The sequence below is a fragment of the Streptomyces subrutilus genome (genome assembly GCF_008704535.1).
In the GTDB taxonomy this organism is placed as follows: Bacteria; Actinomycetota; Actinomycetes; order Streptomycetales; family Streptomycetaceae; genus Streptomyces; species Streptomyces subrutilus.
This window is the reverse complement of sequence record NZ_CP023701.1, coordinates 3,347,703-3,366,529: the sequence shown is the minus strand read 5'-3', so window position 1 is coordinate 3,366,529 and position 18,827 is coordinate 3,347,703. Positions and strand designations below refer to the sequence as shown.

The window sequence follows — 18,827 nt, the reverse complement described above, 5'->3', positions numbered from 1 at the left end:
GCTTCGCGAGTGACGACGAGGACGGTGAGATGCGCGACTTCAGTCGAAGGGGAGTGCTCGGACTCGGACTTGGTGCCGCTGCGGCGGCCGGTGTCGCCGGCTGCGGCGGCTCCGGCGGCCCGGATCCGGGCAGCCACGGTCCCGGCAACGCCACGAAGCCCGGCGCCGGCAGCCCCCCGCAGGCCAGGCCCATCGGTGACGGCTCCACGGCCGACACCGGCCCGCAGCCCCACCAGCCGGACCGGCCCGTGCCCCTCCAGCCGGGCGAGACCCCGCCGCAGTTCGTCGTCTTCAGCTGGGACGGCGCGGGAGAGGTCGGCAACGGCCTCTTCCCGCGCTTCCTCAAGCTAGCCAAGGACCACGGCGCGGCCATGACCTTCTTCCTCTCCGGGCTCTACCTGCTGCCCGAGGCGAAGCGGAGCCTCTACCGGCCGCCGAACAACCCCGTCGGGGCCTCGGACATCGGCTACCTCAAGGACGAGAACGTCCGCAACACCCTCACGTACGTCCGTCAGGCGTGGCTCGACGGCCACGAGGTGGGGACCCACTTCAACGGGCACTTCTGCGGCGGCTCCGGCTCCGTCGGCAAGTGGACGCCGGAGGACTGGCGCAGCGAGATCGAGCAGGCCGTGTCGTTCGTCACGAACTGGCGCACGAACACCGGCTTCACCGACCTCGAACCGCTGCCCTTCGACTACGGCAAGGAGCTCATCGGGGCCCGCACCCCCTGTCTGCTCGGCCAGGAGGCCCTGCTGCCCACCGCCCGTGCGCTCGGCTGGCGCTACGACGCCAGCTCGGCCGGCGGCCTCCAGGCCTGGCCGGTGAAGAGGGACGGGATCTGGGACCTGCCGCTGCAGTCCCTGCCGTTTCCCGGGCACTCCTTCGAGGTGCTGTCGATGGACTACAACATCCTCGCCAACCAGTCGAAGAACAGCACCCGCGGCGTCCCGTCCAACTACCCGGGCTGGCGCTCCCAGGCCACCGCCACCTACCTCGGCGGCTTCCGGCGGGCCTACGAGACCAACCGGGCCCCGCTCTTCATCGGCAACCACTTCGAGGACTGGAACGGCGGCATCTACATGGACGCCGTCGAGGAGGCGCTCAAGGGCATGGCGGACAAAAAGGACGTACGGCTCGTATCCTTCCGCCAGTTCATCGACTGGCTCGACGTGCAGGACCCCGCCGTGCTCGCCAAGCTGCGCACCCTGGGGCCGGGCCAGGCGCCCATCGGTGGCTGGGCCGCCCACCTCGGAACGGTCTGACCAGCGCATTGACGGCCCGCCGGGGGGTGCGGAAGATCGGCGGATCGCTCATGCGAAACTTTTCACATGAGCCTTAGCCGCGCCCCCCGTCGCCGCCGCTCGACCAGCGGCCGCGCCACCCTGCTGACCGCGGTGACCGCCGCCGGCGTCCTGGCCCTGGCGTCCTGCTCCTCGTCGGACGGCGGTGGCTCCTCCGGCAACTCCGGGGGCAACTACGTCACGGGCAAGGGCGGCATCTCCACCGTCGAGCGCGGCGAGCGCCGCGAGGCCCCCAAGCTCGACGGCGAGACCGTCGACGGCCAGACCCTCGACACCACCACCCTCAAGGGCAAGGTCGTCGTCCTCAACGTGTGGGGCTCCTGGTGTCCGCCGTGCCGCGGCGAGGCCCCGTACTTCGCGCAGGTCTCCAAGGAGCTCGCCGACGCAGGCAAGGACGTCGCCTTCGTCGGGATCAACACCCGCGACAACAGCAGGCAGAACGCCGGCGCCTTCGAGGAGAGCTACGGGATCACCTACCCGAGCCTCTACGACCCGGACGGCAAGCTGATGCTCCGCTTCCCCAAGGGCACGCTCAACCCGCAGGCCATCCCCTCCACGATCGTCCTCGACAAGGAGGGCAGGATCGCCGCCCGCACCCTGGTCGCGATCAACGACGTGCAGCTGCGCTCCATGATCGACCCGCTGCTCGCGGAGCAGTGACCCGGTGCTGACCGTGGTCCCCGACCTCCTCCTCGCCTCCGACCTCGGGTCGAGCCTGGCCGTCGAGCCGACGGGTGTGAACACCACCGTCCTGGGCGGGGCGCTGCTGCTGGCGCTGCCCATCTCCGTCCTCGCCGGGCTCGTCTCCTTCTTCTCGCCCTGCGTGCTCCCGCTGGTCCCCGGCTACCTGTCCTACGTGACCGGGATCAGCGGCGCGGACCTCGCCGAGGCCCGGCGCGGCCGGATGCTGGCGGGCGCGAGCCTGTTCATCGCGGGCTTCACCGCCGTATTCGTCTCCACGGGCGCGCTCTTCGGCTACTTCGGCGAGGCGCTCCAGGACGGCAAGGCCGTCATCTCGCGCGTCCTGGGCGCCCTGGTGATCGTCCTCGGCCTGTTCTTCATGGGGGCCATCCCCGGTCTGACGATGCGGGAGTTCCGCTTCCACCGGAAGCCGACCGCCGGACTGGTCGGCGCGCCCGTGCTCGGCGTCCTCTTCGGCGTCGGCTGGACCCCCTGCATGGGCCCGACCCTCGCGGCCGTCACCACCCTCTCGATGGACCAGGCGAGCGCCGGCCGGGGGGCGCTGCTGACCGTCGCCTACTGCCTGGGCCTCGGGCTTCCCTTCATCCTTGCGGCCGTCGCCTTCCGCAAGGCGCTCGGCGCGTTCGGCTGGGTGAAGCGGCACTACGCGTGGGTGATGCGCATCGGCGGAGGCATGCTGGTGCTCACCGGCCTGCTGCTCGTCACAGGAATCTGGGACACCATCGTCAGCGACATGCAGAGCTGGACCCAAGGCGTCACGGTGGGGATCTGAGGATTTAACGCACATGAGTACGACAGACAAGGCGCCCGAAGCGGCGCCGCAGCAGTCCGAGGACCCCGCCGAGCCCGCGCTCGGCGCGGCCGGCGCCCAGCTCTCGACCGCCCCGCTGGAGGACGGCCCCGAGCCGGCCGCCGTCGGCATCGGGGTGATCGGATGGGCCCGCTGGTTCTGGCGGCAGCTCACCTCGATGCGGGTGGCGCTGATCCTGCTCTTCATGCTCTCCCTGGGCGCCATCCCCGGCTCCCTCATCCCGCAGACCGACGTCGACGCGATGAAGGTCGCGCAGTGGCAGCGCGCCCACGAGTTCTGGGTGCCGGTGGCCGAGAAGCTCCAGCTCTTCGACGTCTACACGTCGTTCTGGTTCTCCGCGATCTACCTGCTGCTCTTCGTGTCGCTGATCGGCTGCATCCTGCCCCGCACCTGGCAGTTCGTCGGCCAGCTCCGCGGCCGCCCGCCGGTCGCCCCCCGGCGCCTGGACCGGCTGCCCGCCCACACCACCTGGCGCACCGAGAAGTCCCCCGACGAGGTCCTCGCGCACGCCGGGACCCTGCTCGGCCGCCGCCGCTTCCGCACCCGGGCCGGCACGGGCCACGTCGCCGCGGAGAAGGGCTACCTCCGCGAGGCCGGGAACCTGATCTTCCACGTCACGCTCATCGTGATGCTGGTCGCCTTCGCCTGGGGCAAGCTCTACAAGTACGAGGGCGGCAAGCTCGTCCTGCGCGGCTCCGGCTTCTCGAACACGCTGACCCAGTACGACGACTTCAAGCGCGGCAGCTTCTTCGATCCCGACGACCTGCCGCCCTTCAGCTTCACGCTGGACCGGTTCGACGCCACGTACCAGAAGACCGGCCCGCAGAAGGGCACCCCGCGCGACTTCAAGGCGCACATCACCTACTACGACGGCCCGCACGGAGCCCCCCGCAAGGCCGACATCGAGGTCAACAAGCCCCTCGACGTCGACGGCTCCAAGGTCTACCTGCTGGGCCACGGGTACGCGCCGGTCATCTCGGTGACCGACCCCACCGGCAAGGTCGTCTTCCGCGACGCCGTGCCGATGCTGCCCCAGGACGCCAACCTCACCTCGGCCGGCGCCATCAAGGTCACCGACGGCTACCGGAACGCGAAGGGCGAGAAGGAGCAGCTCGGCTTCTCCGCCCAGTTCGTGCCGACCTTCGCGGGCAAGGGCAAGGGCACGATGCTCTCGCAGTTCCCCGCCGCGGACTTCCCGGTGATCGCCCTCAACGCGTTCCACGGCAGCCTCGGCGTGGACTCCGGCCTGCTGCAGAACGTGTACCAGCTGGACACGACCAAGATGCAGCAGTTCAAGAAGGACAACGGCGACCCGTTCGCGCAGATGCTGCTGCCCGGTGAGACGATGACGCTGCCCGGCGGAGCCGGCACCGTGAAGTTCGAGTCCGTCGAGCGGTGGGCGACCTTCTCCGTCACCCACCAGCCCGGCAGCGGCCTGGCGCTCGCGGGCGCCATCGCGGCCATCGCCGGCCTGGCCGGCTCCCTGTTCATCCAGCGCCGCCGGATCTGGGTCCGCGCGGTGGCCGGCGAGGACGGCGTGACCGTCGTCGAGATGGCGGGCCTCGGACGCAGCGAGTCCGCCAGGCTCCCGCAGGAACTGGCCGACCTGGCCGGCGCCCTGCACGAGCAGGCGCCGTCGGCGCCCGCACCTGTCGAAGAAGAAGGAGAGCGCGGATGACGCTGCTCGCGGCCGCAACCAACGAGAGTCTGGCCGAGCTCAGCAACAAGCTGGTCTACGCGTCGATGGCGGTCTACATGCTCGCCTTCTTCGCCCACATCACCGAATGGGTGTTCGGCAGCCGCAGCAAGGTCGGCCGTACGGCCGCCGCGCTGACCGGCGGCGGGAGCGCCGCGCCCGTCGTCCGGACGCGGTCCAAGGGCGGCACCGCCGTCCTCGACAAGCCGCAGGTGGTCACCCGCACCGCCGCGGGCGTCCGGGACGTCCCCGACGGCCCCGGCGCGGCGGGCGGCACCGAGAAGGGCGACCTGTACGGGCGGATCGCGGTCGCGCTGACCGTGCTCGCCTTCCTCATCGAGGCCTCCGGCGTCGTCGCCCGGGCGGCGTCGGTGCAGCGGGCCCCGTGGGGCAACATGTACGAGTTCTCGATCACCTTCTCCACGGTGGCCGTCGGCGCGTACCTGGCCCTGCTGGCCCTGAAGAAGAACGTCCGCTGGCTCGGCCTGATCCTGGTCACCACCGTCCTGCTGGACCTCGGCATCGCCGTGACCTGGCTGTACACCGACAGCGACCAGCTGGTCCCGGCGCTGCACTCGTACTGGCTGTGGATCCACGTCTCCACCGCGATCTTCTGCGGCGCCGTCTTCTACATCGGAGCGGCCGGCGCGGTCCTCTACCTCTTCCGCGACTCCTACGAGGCCAAGCTGGCGGGCGGCGGGAAGCCGGGCCGGTTCGCCACCTCGGTGCTGGAGCGGCTGCCCTCGGCGGCCTCGCTCGACAAGTTCTCGTACCGGATCAACGCCGCCGTCTTCCCGCTGTGGACCTTCACGATCATCGCGGGCGCGATCTGGGCCGGCGACGCCTGGGGCCGCTACTGGGGCTGGGACCCCAAGGAGGTCTGGTCGTTCGTGACCTGGGTGGCCTACGCGTGCTACCTGCACGCCCGCGCCACGGCCGGCTGGAAGGGCCGCAAGGCCGCGTACCTCGCGCTCTTCGCCTTCGCCTGCTGGATCTGGAACTACTACGGCGTGAACATCCTGCTCACCGGCAAGCACTCGTACGCGGGCGTCTGAGCGCACGAGCCCCCCGCGAAACGGACCGCACGGCGGCCCCCGGTGCCCGGCACCGGGGGCCGCCGCGTGCGTACGGGACGACGGGGCGGCGCGGGCGCGTACGCGGCGGGCCGACGCCGGTGCGGGCGCACCCCGGGGCCGGGGTCGGGGCGCAGGCGCGGCGGCGCAGCGGACGGCGCAGTCGGGGAGAAAACCGACGGTCCATCAGGTCATCCGTCCCGGACCCTTGACTCCGTACCCGGCAGTAGCGATTCTCGACGCAACGTTTGCACGGAGCATGACAATCCTGGGCGGGGTCGGCCGGGTCCCCGGACGGTCCCGTACGCGCTCGCGCCCTCCGCCGTACGCCGACCGAAGACATGGGTGATGACCATGACCCGACCCGCCCGCCGCAGGCCACGCCCGGCCGGCCTGCTGGCGCTGTGCCTCGCCGTGACGGCCCTGCTGCTCGGCCTCGCACCCGCCTCCTCCGCAGCCGACCCCGGCTGGTGGAACCCGACCGCGCGGCCCGCGCCCGACTCCGCGATCAACGTCACCGGCGAGCCGTTCAAGGGCACCGACGCCCAGGGCCGGGTCCGCGGCTTCGTCGACGCCCACGACCACCTGATGTCGAACGAGGGCTTCGGCGGCCGGCTCATCTGCGGCAAGCCCTTCTCCGAGCAGGGCGTCGCCGACGCCCTCAAGGACTGTCCCGAGCACTACCCGGACGGGACCCTCGCGGTCTTCGACTACATCACCAACGGCGGGGACGGCAGGCACGACCCCGACGGCTGGCCGACCTTCAAGGACTGGCCCGCGCACGACTCGCTGACCCACCAGCAGAACTACTACGCCTGGGTGGAGCGGGCCTGGCGCGGCGGCCAGCGGGTCCTCGTCAACGACCTCGTCACCAACGGCGTGATCTGCTCGGTCTACTTCTTCAAGGACCGCGGCTGCGACGAGATGACCGCCATCCGGCTGGAGGCGAAGAAGACGTACGACATGCAGGCCTACGTCGACTCGATGTTCGGCGGCCCCGGGAAGGGCTGGTTCCGGATCGTCACCAGCTCCGAGCAGGCCCGCCAGGTGATCGAACAGGGCAAGCTGGCCGTCGTCCTCGGCGTCGAGACCTCCGAGCCGTTCGGCTGCAAGCAGGTCCTGGACGTCTCCCAGTGCAGCAAGGAGGACATCGACCGCGGCCTCGACGAGCTGTACGGGCTGGGCGTGCGCAGCATGTTCCTCTGCCACAAGTTCGACAACGCGCTGTGCGGGGTCCGCTTCGACCAGGGCGCCCTGGGCACCGCCATCAACGTGGGGCAGTTCCTGTCCACCGGCACCTTCTGGCAGACCGAGCGGTGCACCGGCCCGCAGCACGACAACCCCATCGGCCTCGCCCCGGCCGCCGCCGCCGAGAAGCAGCTCCCCGCGGGCGTCGCGGTGCCCGCCTACGCGGCCGACGCCCAGTGCAACACCCGCGGCCTCACGGAGCTCGGGGAGTACGCCGTACGGGGCATGACGAAACGCAAGATGATGCTGGAAGTCGACCACATGAGCGTCAAGGCCGCAGGCCGGGCCTTCGACATCCTGGAGGCCGAGTCCTACCCCGGCGTCATCTCCTCGCACAGCTGGATGGACCTGGAGTGGACCGAGCGCCTCTACCGGCTCGGCGGTTTCGCGGCCCAGTACATGAACGGCTCCGAGGCGTTCAGCGCCGAGGCCAAGCGCACCGACGCCCTGCGCGACAAGTACGGCGTCGGCTACGGCTACGGCACCGACATGAACGGCGTCGGCGGCTGGCCCGGCCCGCGGGGCGCGGACACCGCCAACCCGGTCCGCTACCCCTTCCGCAGCACCGACGGCGGCTCGGTCATCGACCGGCAGACCACCGGGCAGCGCACCTGGGACCTCAACACCGACGGCGCCTCGCACTACGGCCTGGTCCCCGACTGGATCGAGGACATCCGGATCACCGGCGGCCAGGGCGTCGTGGACGACCTCTTCAAGGGCGCCGAGTCCTACCTCGGCACCTGGGGGGCCTCCGAAAAGCACAAGGCCGGCGTGAACCTCGCCGCGGGCGCCCCCGCCTCGGCCAGCTCCGCGGAGTGGAACCCGTTCACCAGCTACGCCCCCGGCCGCGCGGTCGACGGCAACACCGGCACCCGCTGGGCCAGCAACTGGAGCGACGACCAGTGGCTGCGCATCGACCTCGGGGCGCCGACGCCGGTCGGGCGGGTGACCCTCGACTGGGAACGGGCCTACGCCAAGTCCTACCGGATCGAGCTGTCCACCGACGGCACGAACTGGCAGACCGCCTGGTCCACCACCACCGGGGACGGCGGCCTGGACACCGCCGTGTTCACCGCGACGCCGGCCCGCTACGTCCGCGTCCACGCCACGCAGCGCGGCACCCAGTGGGGCTACTCGCTCAACGAGGTCGGCGTCCACGGCCGCTGAGCGGCGGGCCGTCTCTCCCGACCGGTCCGGCCGGGGCGCACCACCGCCCCGGCCGGACCGGTCCGCTCCCACGGAAGGGGACCGCATGGCGCGCGCACCGCTGCCCGAGCGGCGCCGGCAGCTGACGGAGGCGGCGATCCGGGTGATGGAGCGGGACGGGGTCGCCCGCGCGACCACCCGGTCGATCTCCGCGGAGGCGGGCGTGTCGCTGAGCGTCTTCCACTACTGCTTCGATTCGAAGCAGGCCCTGTTCGAGTCCGTCATCGCCGTGATCACCGACCACTACGTCACCGTGGTCAAGGAGGCGATCCGGCCCCGGCCCACCCTGCGCGAGACCGTCCGGGCCGGGTTCCAGGCCTACTGGGACCACGTACGGGCCCACCCGGGGGAGCACATGCTCACCTATGAGCTCACCCAGTACGCCCTGCGCCAGCCGGGCTTCGGCCACCTGGCCCGCCGCCAGTACGAGCTGTACGGGGAGACCTACGCCGAGCTGATCGAGCAGCTGCGCCGCACCGCGCCCTTCGAGCTCGGCGTTCCCGTCCCGGTGCTGGCCCGCTACCTGGCGGCCCTGACGGACGGGTTCACCCTGAGCCTGCTCGTGCTGGGCGACGACCCGGGACCGGCCGAGGCCCTGCCGATCGTCGAAGCGCTCACCGACCTGGTCACGGACCACGTCGTCGGCCACATCACGGGACGTCCCGCCCGGCCGGGCGGCGCGCGGGGCGGGCCGCCGCTGCCGCCCCCGGCCCCGCCGGTGTCCCCGTCCTGGTCCTGGTCCTAGTCCTTGTCCTTGTCGCGGTCGCGGTCCCGGTCGCCGTCCTTCTCCTGCTCCCGGTCCTTCTCCGCCTGCTCGTCGCGCAGCGACTTCAGGAACTCCGGATTGTCGTCGGGCGCCACCCACTGCGTGCGGCGGGCGCGCCCGCCGCCGAACCCGCCGCCGGCCGCGGACCGCTTCCTGCCCGCGAACAGCCACACCACCGGGCCGACGATGGAGAAGAGCAGGATGATGATCACCCAGACCACCTTGGGGAGGTGCTTGACCTCTTCCTCCGGCGTGTTCAGGCAGTCGATGAAGGCGTAGATGGTCAGCGCGAGGATCAGCAGGAACGGCAGATAGCGCAACACGGTGTGGGACCGACTCCCGGGCAGTGGCGGCGGGCCCGCACGGGGCCCCGGTGACGCCCCCAGGGTAGTTGGTGACGGATACTGGCCCCTATGGCTTACGACGATCTCCGCTCGCTGCTCCGGGCTCTGGAGCGGGAGGGCGACCTCAAGCGCATCAAGGCCGAAGTCGACCCGTACCTGGAAGTCGGGGAGATCGTCGACAGAGTGAACAAGGCGGGCGGTCCCGCGCTGCTCTTCGAGAACGTCAAGGGCTCGGCGATGCCGCTGGCCATGAACGTCTTCGGGACCGACCGCCGGCTGCTCAAGGCCCTCGGCCTGAAGTCCTACGCGGAGATCAGCGAGAAGATCGGCGGCCTGCTCAAGCCCGAGCTCCCGCAGGGCTTCATCGGGGTCCGCGAGGCCTTCGGCAAGCTGGGCTCGATGGTCCACGTGCCGCCGAAGAAGATCAAGGGCGAGGCCCCCGTCCAGGAGGTCGTCCTCACCGGGGACGACGTGGACCTGGACCTGCTGCCGGCCCTCTTCACCTGGCCCAAGGACGGCGGCTCGTTCTTCAACCTCGGCCTGACGCACACCAAGCACCCGGAGACGGGCGTGCGCAACCTCGGCCTGTACCGCCTCCAGCGCCACGACAAGCGCACCATCGGCATGCACTGGCAGATCCACAAGGACAGCCGCAACCACTACGCGGTCGCCGCCAAGCGCGGCGAGCGGCTGCCGGTCGCCATCGCCTTCGGCTGCCCGCCCGCCGTGACGTACGCCTCGACCGCCCCGCTGCCGGGCGACATCGACGAGTACCTCTTCGCCGGCTTCGTCGCGGGCAAGCGGATCGAGATGGTCGACTGCAAGACCGTCCCGCTCCAGGTGCCCGCGCACGCGGAGGTCGTCATCGAGGGCTGGCTGGAGCCGGGCGAGACGCTCCCGGAGGGCCCCTTCGGCGACCACACCGGCTTCTACACCCCGCAGGAGCCCTTCCCGGCCCTGACCATCGACTGCGTCACGATGCGCAAGCGCCCGATGCTCCAGTCGATCGTGGTGGGCCGGCCGCCGACCGAGGACGGCCCGCTGGGCCGCGCCACGGAGCGGTTCTTCCTGCCGCTCCTGAAGATCATCGTGCCGGACATCGTGGACTACCACCTGCCGGAGTCGGGCGGCTTCCACAACTGCGCGATCGTCTCGATCGACAAGAAGTACCCGAAGCACGCGCAGAAGGTCATGCACGCCATCTGGGGCGCGCACATGATGTCGCTGACCAAGCTGATCATCGTGGTGGACTCCGACTGCGACGTCCACGACCTGCACGAGGTGTCCTGGCGCGCGCTGGGCAACACCGACTACTCCCGGGACCTGACGATCGTCGAGGGCCCGGTGGACCACCTGGACCACGCCTCCTACCAGCAGTTCTGGGGCGGCAAGGCGGGCATCGACGCCACGAAGAAGCTGCCGGAGGAGGGTTACACCCGGGACGGCGGCTGGCCGGACATGGTGGAGTCCGACCCGTCGACGGCGGCCCTGGTGGACCGCCGCTGGAAGGAGTACGGCCTGTGAGCCCGATCGCCGTGGGCGGCCCCGCCCTCTTCATCGGTACCGACACCCCCTGCGTGGCCCTGGTGCGCCCCGAGATCGACCCGGCGCAGCCCGAGGTCCGCGAGGCCGCCGAGCGGGCGGGCGTGACGCCCGAGGAGTTCGCCGGCCCCGCCGACCTGTGGCAGCTGATCGCGGACCGGACCGACGGCGAGGGGCTGGAGGTCGCCCTGCCCGGGCTGGCCGACGCCGACGCGGCGGCCTTCGTCGGCCGGGTGCTGGCCGGCCTCGCGGACCCGGACGCCGGATTCACCGCCGAGCTGGCCGTGGCCGGCCACGGCCTGCTGCGTCTGGACGCCCGCCCGGCGGGCGAGGGCTTCGCGTTCCTGGCCCGCGTGACCCCGCCGGCGTCCGAGGGGGCGGCCCCGCTGGACGTGGAGATCGGGCCGACGCCGCTCGCCGAGCTGCGCGCCGAGCTCGAACAGTTCCGCCGGAGCCTGTCGTGATGGCCACCGCCGACGGGGTGGTCGGCCCCGGGCCGGCGCCCGAGGCCACCGGCCGGGTCAAGGCGTTCCTGCGGCTCGTGATGATCGAGCACTCGGTGTTCGCGCTGCCCTTCGCCTACATCGCGGCCCTCACCGCCATGTTCCAGCTCGACCGGACCATGCACTGGGGCACGCTGCTGCTCGTCACCGTCTGCATGGTGGGGCTGCGGACCTTCGCGATGGCCGCCAACCGGATCATCGACCGCGAGATCGACGCCCGCAACCCGCGCACCGCGGGCCGCGAGCTGGTCACCGGCGCGGTGTCGGTGCGGTCCGCGTGGACCGGGGCCGGGATCGCGCTCGCGGTGTTCCTGGGCTCGGCGGCCCTGCTCAACCCGCTCTGCCTGGCGCTGGCGCCCGTCGCGGTGATCCCGATGGTGGTCTACCCGTACGGCAAGCGCTTCACGAACTTCCCGCACGCCATCCTCGGCCTGGCCCAGGCGATCGGACCGGTCGGGGCCTGGCTGGCCGTCACCGGCGAGTGGTCGTGGGACGCGGTCATCCTGGGGCTCGCGGTCGGCGTGTGGATCGGCGGCTTCGACCTGATCTTCGCCTGCCAGGACGTGGCGGCCGACCGGGCCGAGGGCGTCAAGTCCGTCCCGGCCCGCTTCGGCGTGCCGGCGGCCCTGTGGGGCGCGCGCGGTGCGCACGCGGTGACCACGGCGCTGCTCGCCTGGTACGCGGTCGCGACGGACGCGGGCGTGCTGTTCTGGTCCGGTCTGGTGGTCGTCGCCGGGGCCTTCCTCTACGAGCACACCATCGTCAAGCCGCACGACCTCTCCCGCCTGAACCGGGCCTTCTTCACGGTCAACGGCTTCATCGGCATCGCCCTCTTCGTGTGCGCCCTGCTGGACCTCGCGGTGCGCGGCCTGACCTTCTAGCGCCCGGGCGGGCCGCCGGGCCGTCCGGACACCGTGACGGTCGGCCGCCCGCCGTGGCCGGATAGTCTCGGAGGCATGACTGAGCGCAAGCGCACCCCGTGGGTGGTCGGGGTTTCCGGCGCGTCCGGAACGCCCTACGCGGCGGCGGTGATCCGCGGGCTGCTCGCGGCGGGGGAGGACCTCGACCTGGTGGTGAGCCGGGCGTCGCGGCTGACGCTGCTGGACGAGACCGGCATCGCCTTCCGCGACGCGCACTGGCGCGAGGACCTCGCGCAGTGGCTGGCGCGGGGGGCCGACGGCAAGCCGGGCACCTTCCGGGACGTGCCGCTGGACGGGGTGCGGTACTGGGGCGCGGGGGACCTGGCGGCCGGGCCGAGCTCGGGCTCGTACCCCGCGAAGGGGATGCTGATCGTGCCCGCTTCCACGGCGTGCGTGGCGGGGGTGGCGCTGGGGCTGTCGAAGGACCTGCTGCAGCGGGTGGCGAGCGTGACGCTCAAGGAGCGGCGCCGGCTGGTGGTCGCGGTGCGGGAGACCCCGCTGAACGGGCAGACGCTCCGGCACCTGGTGGCGCTGGACGAGGCGGGCGCGGTCGTGCTGCCCGCCTCTCCGGCGTTCTACGCGGGTGCGACGCACATCCAGGACCTGGTGGACTTCGTCGCGGGGCGGGTGCTCGACGCGGCGGGGGTGCCGCACGGTCTGTACCGCCGGTGGGAGGGGGAGCTCGGTGGCTCCCGCCCCCGGGACCAGGCCTAGAGGGCCCGGGTCGGGGCCTCAGGCCTTCTTGGTGTGGCCGGGCTTGCGGGTCTTGTCGACGCGGTGGGCGGCGGCGGGCTGGTGGGCACGGGATCGGTTGGCCAGCTCCTGGAGCTGTCGCATGTGCGCGTAGGCCATCTCGATCGTGTACACGGTGAACCACTCCTGAAGATCGTCATTGATCTGTTGAAAGATTCGCAGGGTGTTGACCCTGCGTGCCTTAGATTCTATACCTATGCTTGCAGGATCGCCGAATAATGGAAGGCTCCACGTCATGGACACGGTGGACAGGCAGCTCATTCAGGCACTTCGCGAGAACGGTCGTGCCTCGTACGCGGAGCTGGGCCGTCTCGTGGGCCTCTCCGGCCCCAGCGTCACCGACCGCATCAACCGGCTGGAGAGCGCCGGTGTGATCACCGGGTACCGCGCGACCGTGGACTCGGCCTCGCTCGGCCTCGGCGTCACGGCGCTGATCGGGATCTCGCTCTCCGACGCCGCCGACCACGAGGACGTGGCCCGCCGGCTGCGCGACCTCGCCGAGATCGAGGACTGCTGGTTCATCGCCGGGGACGACTCCTTCATGCTCAAGGTGCGCGCCAACGACGTGGACGGCCTGGAGAAGATCATCCGCAGGCTCTCGGGCACCAAGGGCGTCTCGCGCACCCGCACCACCATCGTGCTCTCCACCAAGTGGGAGAACCGGGTCGGGGAACTGCCGGAGGAAGTCTGAGAGTACGGTGGGTCGCGGTTGCAGGCAGCAGCAGAGCGGGACTGCAGGACACAGAGGAAGGCGGGCGACCGGCATGGACGCTGGGCTCAAGCGCGAGCTGGAGGAGAAGGTCCGCTCCGGCGAGCGGCTGACGCGTGAGGACGGCATCGCCCTCTACGGGTCGGACGACCTGGCCTGGCTCGGCGGCCTCGCCCACGAGGTGCGGACGCGCAAGAACGGCGACGTCGTCCACTTCAACGTCAACCGCCACCTCAACATGACGAACGTGTGCACCGCGTCGTGCGCGTACTGCTCGTTCCAGCGCAAGCCGGGCGAGAAGGACGCGTACACGATGCGCATCGAGGAGGCCGTGCGCCTGGCGAAGGCCATGGAGAACGAGAACCTCACCGAGCTGCACATCGTCAACGGCCTGCACCCGAACCTGCCGTGGCGCTACTACCCGCGCTCGCTCTCCGAGCTGAAGAAGGCGCTGCCGAACGTCTCGCTGAAGGCGTTCACGGCCACCGAGATCCACCACTTCGAGACGATCTCGGGCATGTCGGCCTCCGACATCCTCGACGAGCTGATCGAGGCCGGTCTGGAGTCGCTGACCGGCGGTGGCGCGGAGATCTTCGACTGGGAGGTCCGCCAGCACATCGTCGACCACCGCACCCACTGGGAAGACTGGTCGCGCATCCACCGGCTCGCGCACGAGAAGGGTCTCAAGACCCCCTCGACCATGCTGTACGGGCACATCGAGGAGCCGCGCCACCGCGTGGACCACGTGCTGCGGCTGCGCGAGCTCCAGGACGAGACCGGCGGTTTCCAGGTCTTCATCCCGCTGCGCTACCAGCACGACTTCGTGGACATGCAGGACGGCAAGGTGCGCAACAAGCTCCAGGCGCGCACCACGATGGCCACGGGCGCGGAGGCGCTCAAGACCTTCGCGGTCTCCCGGCTGCTCTTCGACAACGTGCCGCACGTCAAGGTCTTCTGGGTGATGCACGGCGTGCAGACCGCCCAGCTGGCCCTTCAGCACGGCGCGGACGACATGGACGGCTCGGTCGTCGAGTACAAGATCACGCACGACGCGGACAACTACGGCACCCCGAACAAGCTGGGCCGCGAGGACCTGCTGGAGCTGATCCGGGAAGCCGGCTTCCGCCCGGTGGAGCGCAACACGCGCTACGAGATCATCCGCGAGTACCCCGGTCCGGTCGAGGGCCTGCGCGAGACCCCGCAGGCGATGCGGGTCTGATCCCCGCACCCGCCCGCCCGTGCCCGTCCGCCCCGTGATCCCGGGTGGCGGGCCGAGAGAGCCCCGGCCGTGACGGCCGGGGCTTTTCCCTGGGCCGGACGGGCTGGACCGGACAGCCAGGTAATAGTTACGATGCGATAATGACCCTTACTTTCACGTTCGATCCGGTCGTCGACCCGGCCCTGCGCGACGGCGTCCTGGAGCTGTGGGCCGACGTCACCAACGCGGGCGGGGCCGTCGGCTTCGTGGCGCCGGTCACCGCCGACGACATCCGCCCGGCCCTGATCGGACAGCTCACCGCGGTCGCCGACGGAGGCACCCGGCTGCTGGTCGGGCACGACGCGGACGGCAGGGTCGCCGCCACCGCCTTCCTCACCCACAACACCCACCGGCTCCAGCGGCACTGGGTGTGGGCGTACACGGTGATGGTCCACCCGGGCCTCCAGGGCCGCGGGTACGGCCGCGACCTGATGGCCGCGGTCGAGGCGGCCGCCCGGACCCTCGACGGCATCGACGCGATCCGCCTCGGCTGCCGCGGCGGCCACGGCCTGGAGCGCTTCTACGAGGCCTGCGGCTACAAGGAGGTCGGCCGCGTCCCCCAGGCCATCCGCGTGGCCCCGGGCGACGACCGCGACGACATCACGATGCTGCTGCCGCTGCACTGACCCGCGCCGCCGCTGCGCCGACCCCTGCGCCGGAGCGCCGTGCGGCCGTGCTTCACTGGACGGGACATTCCGTATGCAGGACGACGAGAGAGAAGGGGTCACCGTGTCCCTCAAGCCGAGCGCGACGATCCGCTACACCGCGATGCGCCTGGGCATCTTCGTCGGATGCCTGGTCGTCGTCGCGGGCCTGGTCCGGCTCGGGTGGGTGCCCTCCTCCATCGGGGACGCCAACTTCGCCTGGATCGTGCTGCTGGCCCTGGTCCTCTCCGCCCCGCTCTCCTTCGTCCTGCTGCGCAAGCAGCGCGACCAGATGTCCGAGCAGATTTCCGGACGCGTCGCGGGTGCGAAGGAGAAGCTCGCCTCGAACCGCAGCCAGGAGGACCTGGCGGACGACGCTGCGCGCGTGAACTCCTAGCTCCCGCCGTTGGCTTCATCACACACCGAACCGCCCCAGCGACGGGTTTACCGCCCGTAACGCCGGGGCGTTCGTGCGTTCCGGACCGGGAAGGGGAGGGTCGGCCGGGGCCCCGTGCGGGCCGGGCCCAAAGAACTGCTTTGAGATTCCCAAAGCACAAGTGTTAGCGTGTTCAACATGTTGACCGCAGCTGCGCACCCGATGACCACGAGCGTGACGCTCGTGGCGCGCCTGCACGTCGACCTCTGCCGCCGCGTGTCCGCGGCCTGTTGCTGTCGTCGCTGACGTCCGCTCCGCTCGCCCCGCTTCACCATCGCGCCGAGCCGAATCGATACAGCAGCGGTCCCGGCCGGCCTCCTTCCGGCTGCCGTCACCGCAGAACCGTCCCCGCACCGCTTCCTTGCGCGTCATCCCCGGAGAGTGTCCGTGTCCGCGACCCCCCAGGCCCAGGCCCCCGCCAAAGCCTCCTTCAAGTTCCCCTTCTGGGCCCAGATCATCGCCGGTCTCGCCCTCGGCGTCCTCTTCGGATGGATAGCCCGCAGCCAGGACGTCAGCTGGCTCGCCACCACCCTGGAGAAGGTCGGCGACATCTTCATCCAGCTGCTCAAGCTGGCCATCGCCCCGCTCGTCTTCTTCGCCATCCTGGTGTCGATCACCAACCTGCGGAAGGTGAACAACGCCGCCCGGCTCGCCTCCCGCACGCTGCTCTGGTTCATGATCACCTCGCTGATCGCGGTCGGCATCGGCATCGCGATCGGCCTGCTGACCGACCCGGGCTCGGGCACCGGCCTCACCGCCGCCGACGGCAAGGAGCCGAAGCGCACGGGCAGCTGGATCGACTTCCTGACCGGCATCGTGCCGACGGACATCGTCACGCCGTTCACCGAGCTCAAGGTCCTCCAGATCGTCTTCCTGGCCGTCGTCGCCGGCATCGCGGCCCTCCAGCTCGGCGGCAAGGCCAAGCCGGTCCTGGACCTCGCCGAGTCCGTCCTGGAGCTGCTCCAGAAGGCCCTGTGGTGGGTCATCCGCCTCGCCCCGATCGGCACCATCGGCCTCATCGGCACCGCCATCGCCACCTACGGCTGGGATCTGATCGGCAAGTACGCCACCTTCACCGCCGACGTCTACATCGGCTGCGCGATCGTGATGTTCGGCGTCTACCCGCTGCTCCTCGCCACCGTCGCGAAGGTCAGCCCGGTCCAGTTCTTCAAGGGCGCCTGGCCGGCCATCCAGCTGGCCTTCGTCTCCCGCTCCTCGGTCGGCACCATGCCGGTCACCCAGAAGGTCACCGAGCGCCTCGGCGTCCCGAAGGAGTACGCCTCCTTCGCCGTCCCGTTCGGCGCCACCACCAAGATGGACGGCTGCGCCGCGATCTACCCGGCGCTCGCCGCGATCTTCATCGCGCAGATCTTCGACGTGCAGCTCGGCATCAAGGAGTACCTGCTCATCGTCTTCGTCTCGGTCATCGGCTCCGCCGCGACGGCCGGCCTGACGGGCGCGACGGTCATGCTGACCCTCACCCTCTCCACGCTGGGCCTGCCGCTGGCCGGCGTCGGCCTGCTGATGGCGATCGACCCGATCCTCGACATGATGCGCACCGCCACCAACGTGGCCGGCCAGGCGCTGGTCCCGGTCATCGTGTCGGCCCGCGAGGGCATCCTCGACAAGGAGGCCTACGCCACCGCCTCGGCCTCCCCGCTCGACGACGAGCCCGCGGCCCCGGCGGAGACCGCCCCGCAGGAGAAGGTCCCGGTCCCGGCCTGACCCCCGGCCCCGCCCGCCCCGCAGCCCCCGCCCCCGTCCGGGCGGGGGCTGCGGCGTTCCCGCGGCCGGGTCTCGTCAGCGCGCCGAGGCGTATGTGACGAAGCCGGTCCAGGCGGTGGGGGTGACGGTGAGGTGGGGGAGCGCGGTGTCCTTCGAGTCGCGGACACGGACCTGGCCGGGGGCGTGCGCCACCTCGACGCAGGAGTCGCCTTCACTGCCGCTGCTGTAGCTGCTCTTGAACCAGTCCAGCTCGGGATAGCCGATCATGTCTCTCCCAGCAGTTCCTCGATGAAGTCCCGCGATTCCCGCGGCGTAAGAGCCTCCGCTCGGATGATGCCATAGCGAAGTTCGAGGATCCGGAGTCGCTTCGGGTCCGAGACCGGACGGCCGTTGAAGGCCCCTTCCGACCGTCCCACGGCCGTGCCGTCTCCGAACTTCAGGATCTCGATGCCGCCGTCCATGCCGGCGTGGGTCTCACAACTGTTCGGCATGACCTGGAGGGAGACGTTGCGCAACCGGCCGACCTCCAGCAGGTGTTCCAACTGCCGGCGCCACACCGCCGTGCCACCGATGGGCCTACGCAGGGCGGAGGCCTCGTGTACGAAGCTGATCGCCGGTGCGGGAGACCGGGTGAAGAGGGACTGTCGAGCCATTCGAGCGGCCGTGTACCGCTCGATCTCGTCCTGTGTGTACGAGGGCTGCCGCATCTCGAAGAGGGCCCGCGCGTGGTCGGAGATCTGGAGCAGGCCGTGCACGACGTGCGTGCTGTAGACGCCGACTTCCACCGCCCGCGCCTCCAGCTTCGCCAGGTCCCGCACCTTCTTCGGGTAGCGGATGGGCTCCACGTCCGCCTTCATCGCGGCGATCCGGCCGCCCGCCCGCAGTACCTCGTCCGCCTTGTCCAGGTACTCGGGGCGCGGGATGCGCTTGCCCGCTTCGATCTTGCGGACCAGATCCTCGCCGTAGCCGATCGCCGTGCCGAAGTCGGCGGACCGCAGGCCCGCCGACTCGCGCCAGGCCCGCAGCTGGCGGCCGAGGGCGGCCAGGACCGCCGCGCCCTGTTCGTCCTCGGGGTCCACGTCCCAGCCCGCGTCTTCCGTGTCGCCCTTGTCCACACCCATGCCCGCCCGCCTTCGACGTCCGAAAAGTCCTCGACGCTCCGTGCCCGCCCGCTCCGCCGGACAGCCGGG

Annotated in this window: 20 protein-coding genes; 16 read left to right on the top strand and 4 right to left on the bottom strand. The window is 70.9% G+C overall.

Translation table 11 applies throughout. The features are described 5' to 3' along the window. The first annotated feature begins 29 nt into the window (after nucleotides 1-29). The 7 genes from CP968_RS14630 to CP968_RS14600 all read left to right on the top strand — a co-directional run bounded on the left by CP968_RS14630 (nucleotide 30) and on the right by CP968_RS14600 (nucleotide 8,782). Nucleotides 30-1,262, top strand: a complete 1,233-nt coding sequence (locus tag CP968_RS14630; RefSeq protein WP_150521920.1) for a polysaccharide deacetylase family protein — start codon at nucleotides 30-32, stop codon at nucleotides 1,260-1,262. Between the two features lie 66 nt (nucleotides 1,263-1,328). Continuing rightward, a complete protein-coding gene (locus CP968_RS14625; protein WP_150518430.1) occupies nucleotides 1,329-1,961 on the top strand; it encodes a TlpA family protein disulfide reductase in 633 nt (210 codons plus the stop codon). A gap of 13 nt (nucleotides 1,962-1,974) precedes the next feature. Then, nucleotides 1,975-2,775 (top strand): cytochrome c biogenesis CcdA family protein, encoded by an 801-nt coding sequence (locus CP968_RS14620; protein WP_150521919.1) that lies wholly within the window; start codon nucleotides 1,975-1,977, stop codon nucleotides 2,773-2,775. A gap of 13 nt (nucleotides 2,776-2,788) precedes the next feature. Then, a complete protein-coding gene (gene resB, locus CP968_RS14615; RefSeq protein WP_150518429.1) occupies nucleotides 2,789-4,492 on the top strand; it encodes a cytochrome c biogenesis protein ResB in 1,704 nt (567 codons plus the stop codon). Further along, nucleotides 4,489-5,565, top strand: coding sequence for a c-type cytochrome biogenesis protein CcsB (gene ccsB, locus CP968_RS14610; protein ID WP_150518428.1), 1,077 nt, complete (start codon nucleotides 4,489-4,491; stop codon nucleotides 5,563-5,565). Before resB ends, ccsB begins: the two co-directional genes overlap by 4 nt. 372 nt (nucleotides 5,566-5,937) lie before the next feature. Then, nucleotides 5,938-7,998, top strand: a complete 2,061-nt coding sequence (locus tag CP968_RS14605) for a galactose-binding domain-containing protein (RefSeq protein ID WP_373304005.1) — start codon at nucleotides 5,938-5,940, stop codon at nucleotides 7,996-7,998. A gap of 85 nt (nucleotides 7,999-8,083) precedes the next feature. Then, a complete protein-coding gene (locus CP968_RS14600; RefSeq protein WP_150518426.1) occupies nucleotides 8,084-8,782 on the top strand; it encodes a TetR/AcrR family transcriptional regulator in 699 nt (232 codons plus the stop codon). On the opposite strand, the gene CP968_RS14595 is transcribed toward CP968_RS14600, so the two are convergent. After that, entirely contained in the window at nucleotides 8,779-9,126 is a 348-nt protein-coding gene (locus tag CP968_RS14595; protein WP_150518425.1) for a PLD nuclease N-terminal domain-containing protein, read from the bottom strand. The two genes, CP968_RS14600 and CP968_RS14595, sit on opposite strands and share 4 nt — an antisense overlap. A 90-nt stretch (nucleotides 9,127-9,216) precedes the next feature. Between CP968_RS14595 and CP968_RS14590 the strand changes: the two genes are divergently transcribed. From CP968_RS14590 to CP968_RS14575, 4 genes are all read left to right on the top strand, one after another. Next, complete coding sequence (locus CP968_RS14590; protein ID WP_150518424.1) at nucleotides 9,217-10,671, top strand: menaquinone biosynthesis decarboxylase; 1,455 nt, start codon at nucleotides 9,217-9,219, stop codon at nucleotides 10,669-10,671. Next, nucleotides 10,668-11,153: a hypothetical protein gene (locus CP968_RS14585; protein ID WP_150518423.1), complete on the top strand. Its 486-nt coding sequence runs from the start codon at nucleotides 10,668-10,670 to the stop codon at nucleotides 11,151-11,153. The genes CP968_RS14590 and CP968_RS14585 overlap by 4 nt, the downstream gene beginning before the upstream one ends. After that, nucleotides 11,153-12,073: a menaquinone biosynthesis prenyltransferase MqnP gene (gene mqnP, locus CP968_RS14580; protein ID WP_150518422.1), complete on the top strand. Its 921-nt coding sequence runs from the start codon at nucleotides 11,153-11,155 to the stop codon at nucleotides 12,071-12,073. The genes CP968_RS14585 and mqnP overlap by 1 nt, the downstream gene beginning before the upstream one ends. A gap of 75 nt (nucleotides 12,074-12,148) precedes the next feature. Continuing rightward, complete coding sequence (locus tag CP968_RS14575) at nucleotides 12,149-12,826, top strand: UbiX family flavin prenyltransferase (RefSeq protein WP_150518421.1); 678 nt, start codon at nucleotides 12,149-12,151, stop codon at nucleotides 12,824-12,826. A gap of 18 nt (nucleotides 12,827-12,844) precedes the next feature. Here CP968_RS14575 and CP968_RS35360 read toward each other — a convergent pair whose 3' ends face one another. Beyond that, nucleotides 12,845-12,979, bottom strand: coding sequence for a hypothetical protein (locus tag CP968_RS35360; protein WP_268253249.1), 135 nt, complete (start codon nucleotides 12,977-12,979; stop codon nucleotides 12,845-12,847). 121 nt (nucleotides 12,980-13,100) lie between these two features. On the opposite strand from CP968_RS35360, the gene CP968_RS14570 reads away from it, so the two are divergent. The 5 genes from CP968_RS14570 to CP968_RS14550 all read left to right on the top strand — a co-directional run bounded on the left by CP968_RS14570 (nucleotide 13,101) and on the right by CP968_RS14550 (nucleotide 17,637). Then, nucleotides 13,101-13,556: an Lrp/AsnC family transcriptional regulator gene (locus CP968_RS14570; protein WP_150518420.1), complete on the top strand. Its 456-nt coding sequence runs from the start codon at nucleotides 13,101-13,103 to the stop codon at nucleotides 13,554-13,556. A gap of 73 nt (nucleotides 13,557-13,629) precedes the next feature. Next, nucleotides 13,630-14,793 (top strand): aminofutalosine synthase MqnE, encoded by a 1,164-nt coding sequence (mqnE, locus tag CP968_RS14565; RefSeq protein ID WP_150518419.1) that lies wholly within the window; start codon nucleotides 13,630-13,632, stop codon nucleotides 14,791-14,793. Nucleotides 14,794-14,933: 140 nt separating this feature from the next. After that, a complete protein-coding gene (locus tag CP968_RS14560) occupies nucleotides 14,934-15,458 on the top strand; it encodes a GNAT family N-acetyltransferase (protein WP_150518418.1) in 525 nt (174 codons plus the stop codon). A gap of 73 nt (nucleotides 15,459-15,531) precedes the next feature. Further along, nucleotides 15,532-15,873 (top strand): DUF4229 domain-containing protein, encoded by a 342-nt coding sequence (locus CP968_RS14555; RefSeq protein WP_150518417.1) that lies wholly within the window; start codon nucleotides 15,532-15,534, stop codon nucleotides 15,871-15,873. A gap of 420 nt (nucleotides 15,874-16,293) precedes the next feature. Next, nucleotides 16,294-17,637: a dicarboxylate/amino acid:cation symporter gene (locus CP968_RS14550; RefSeq protein WP_373304004.1), complete on the top strand. Its 1,344-nt coding sequence runs from the start codon at nucleotides 16,294-16,296 to the stop codon at nucleotides 17,635-17,637. 75 nt (nucleotides 17,638-17,712) lie between these two features. Here the strand turns inward: CP968_RS14550 and CP968_RS14545 are convergent, their stop codons facing one another. Beyond that, a complete protein-coding gene (locus CP968_RS14545; protein WP_150518415.1) occupies nucleotides 17,713-17,904 on the bottom strand; it encodes a DUF397 domain-containing protein in 192 nt (63 codons plus the stop codon). Next, entirely contained in the window at nucleotides 17,901-18,758 is an 858-nt protein-coding gene (locus CP968_RS14540; RefSeq protein WP_150518414.1) for a helix-turn-helix domain-containing protein, read from the bottom strand. The genes CP968_RS14545 and CP968_RS14540 overlap by 4 nt, the downstream gene beginning before the upstream one ends. Between the last annotated feature and the right edge of the window lie 69 nt (nucleotides 18,759-18,827).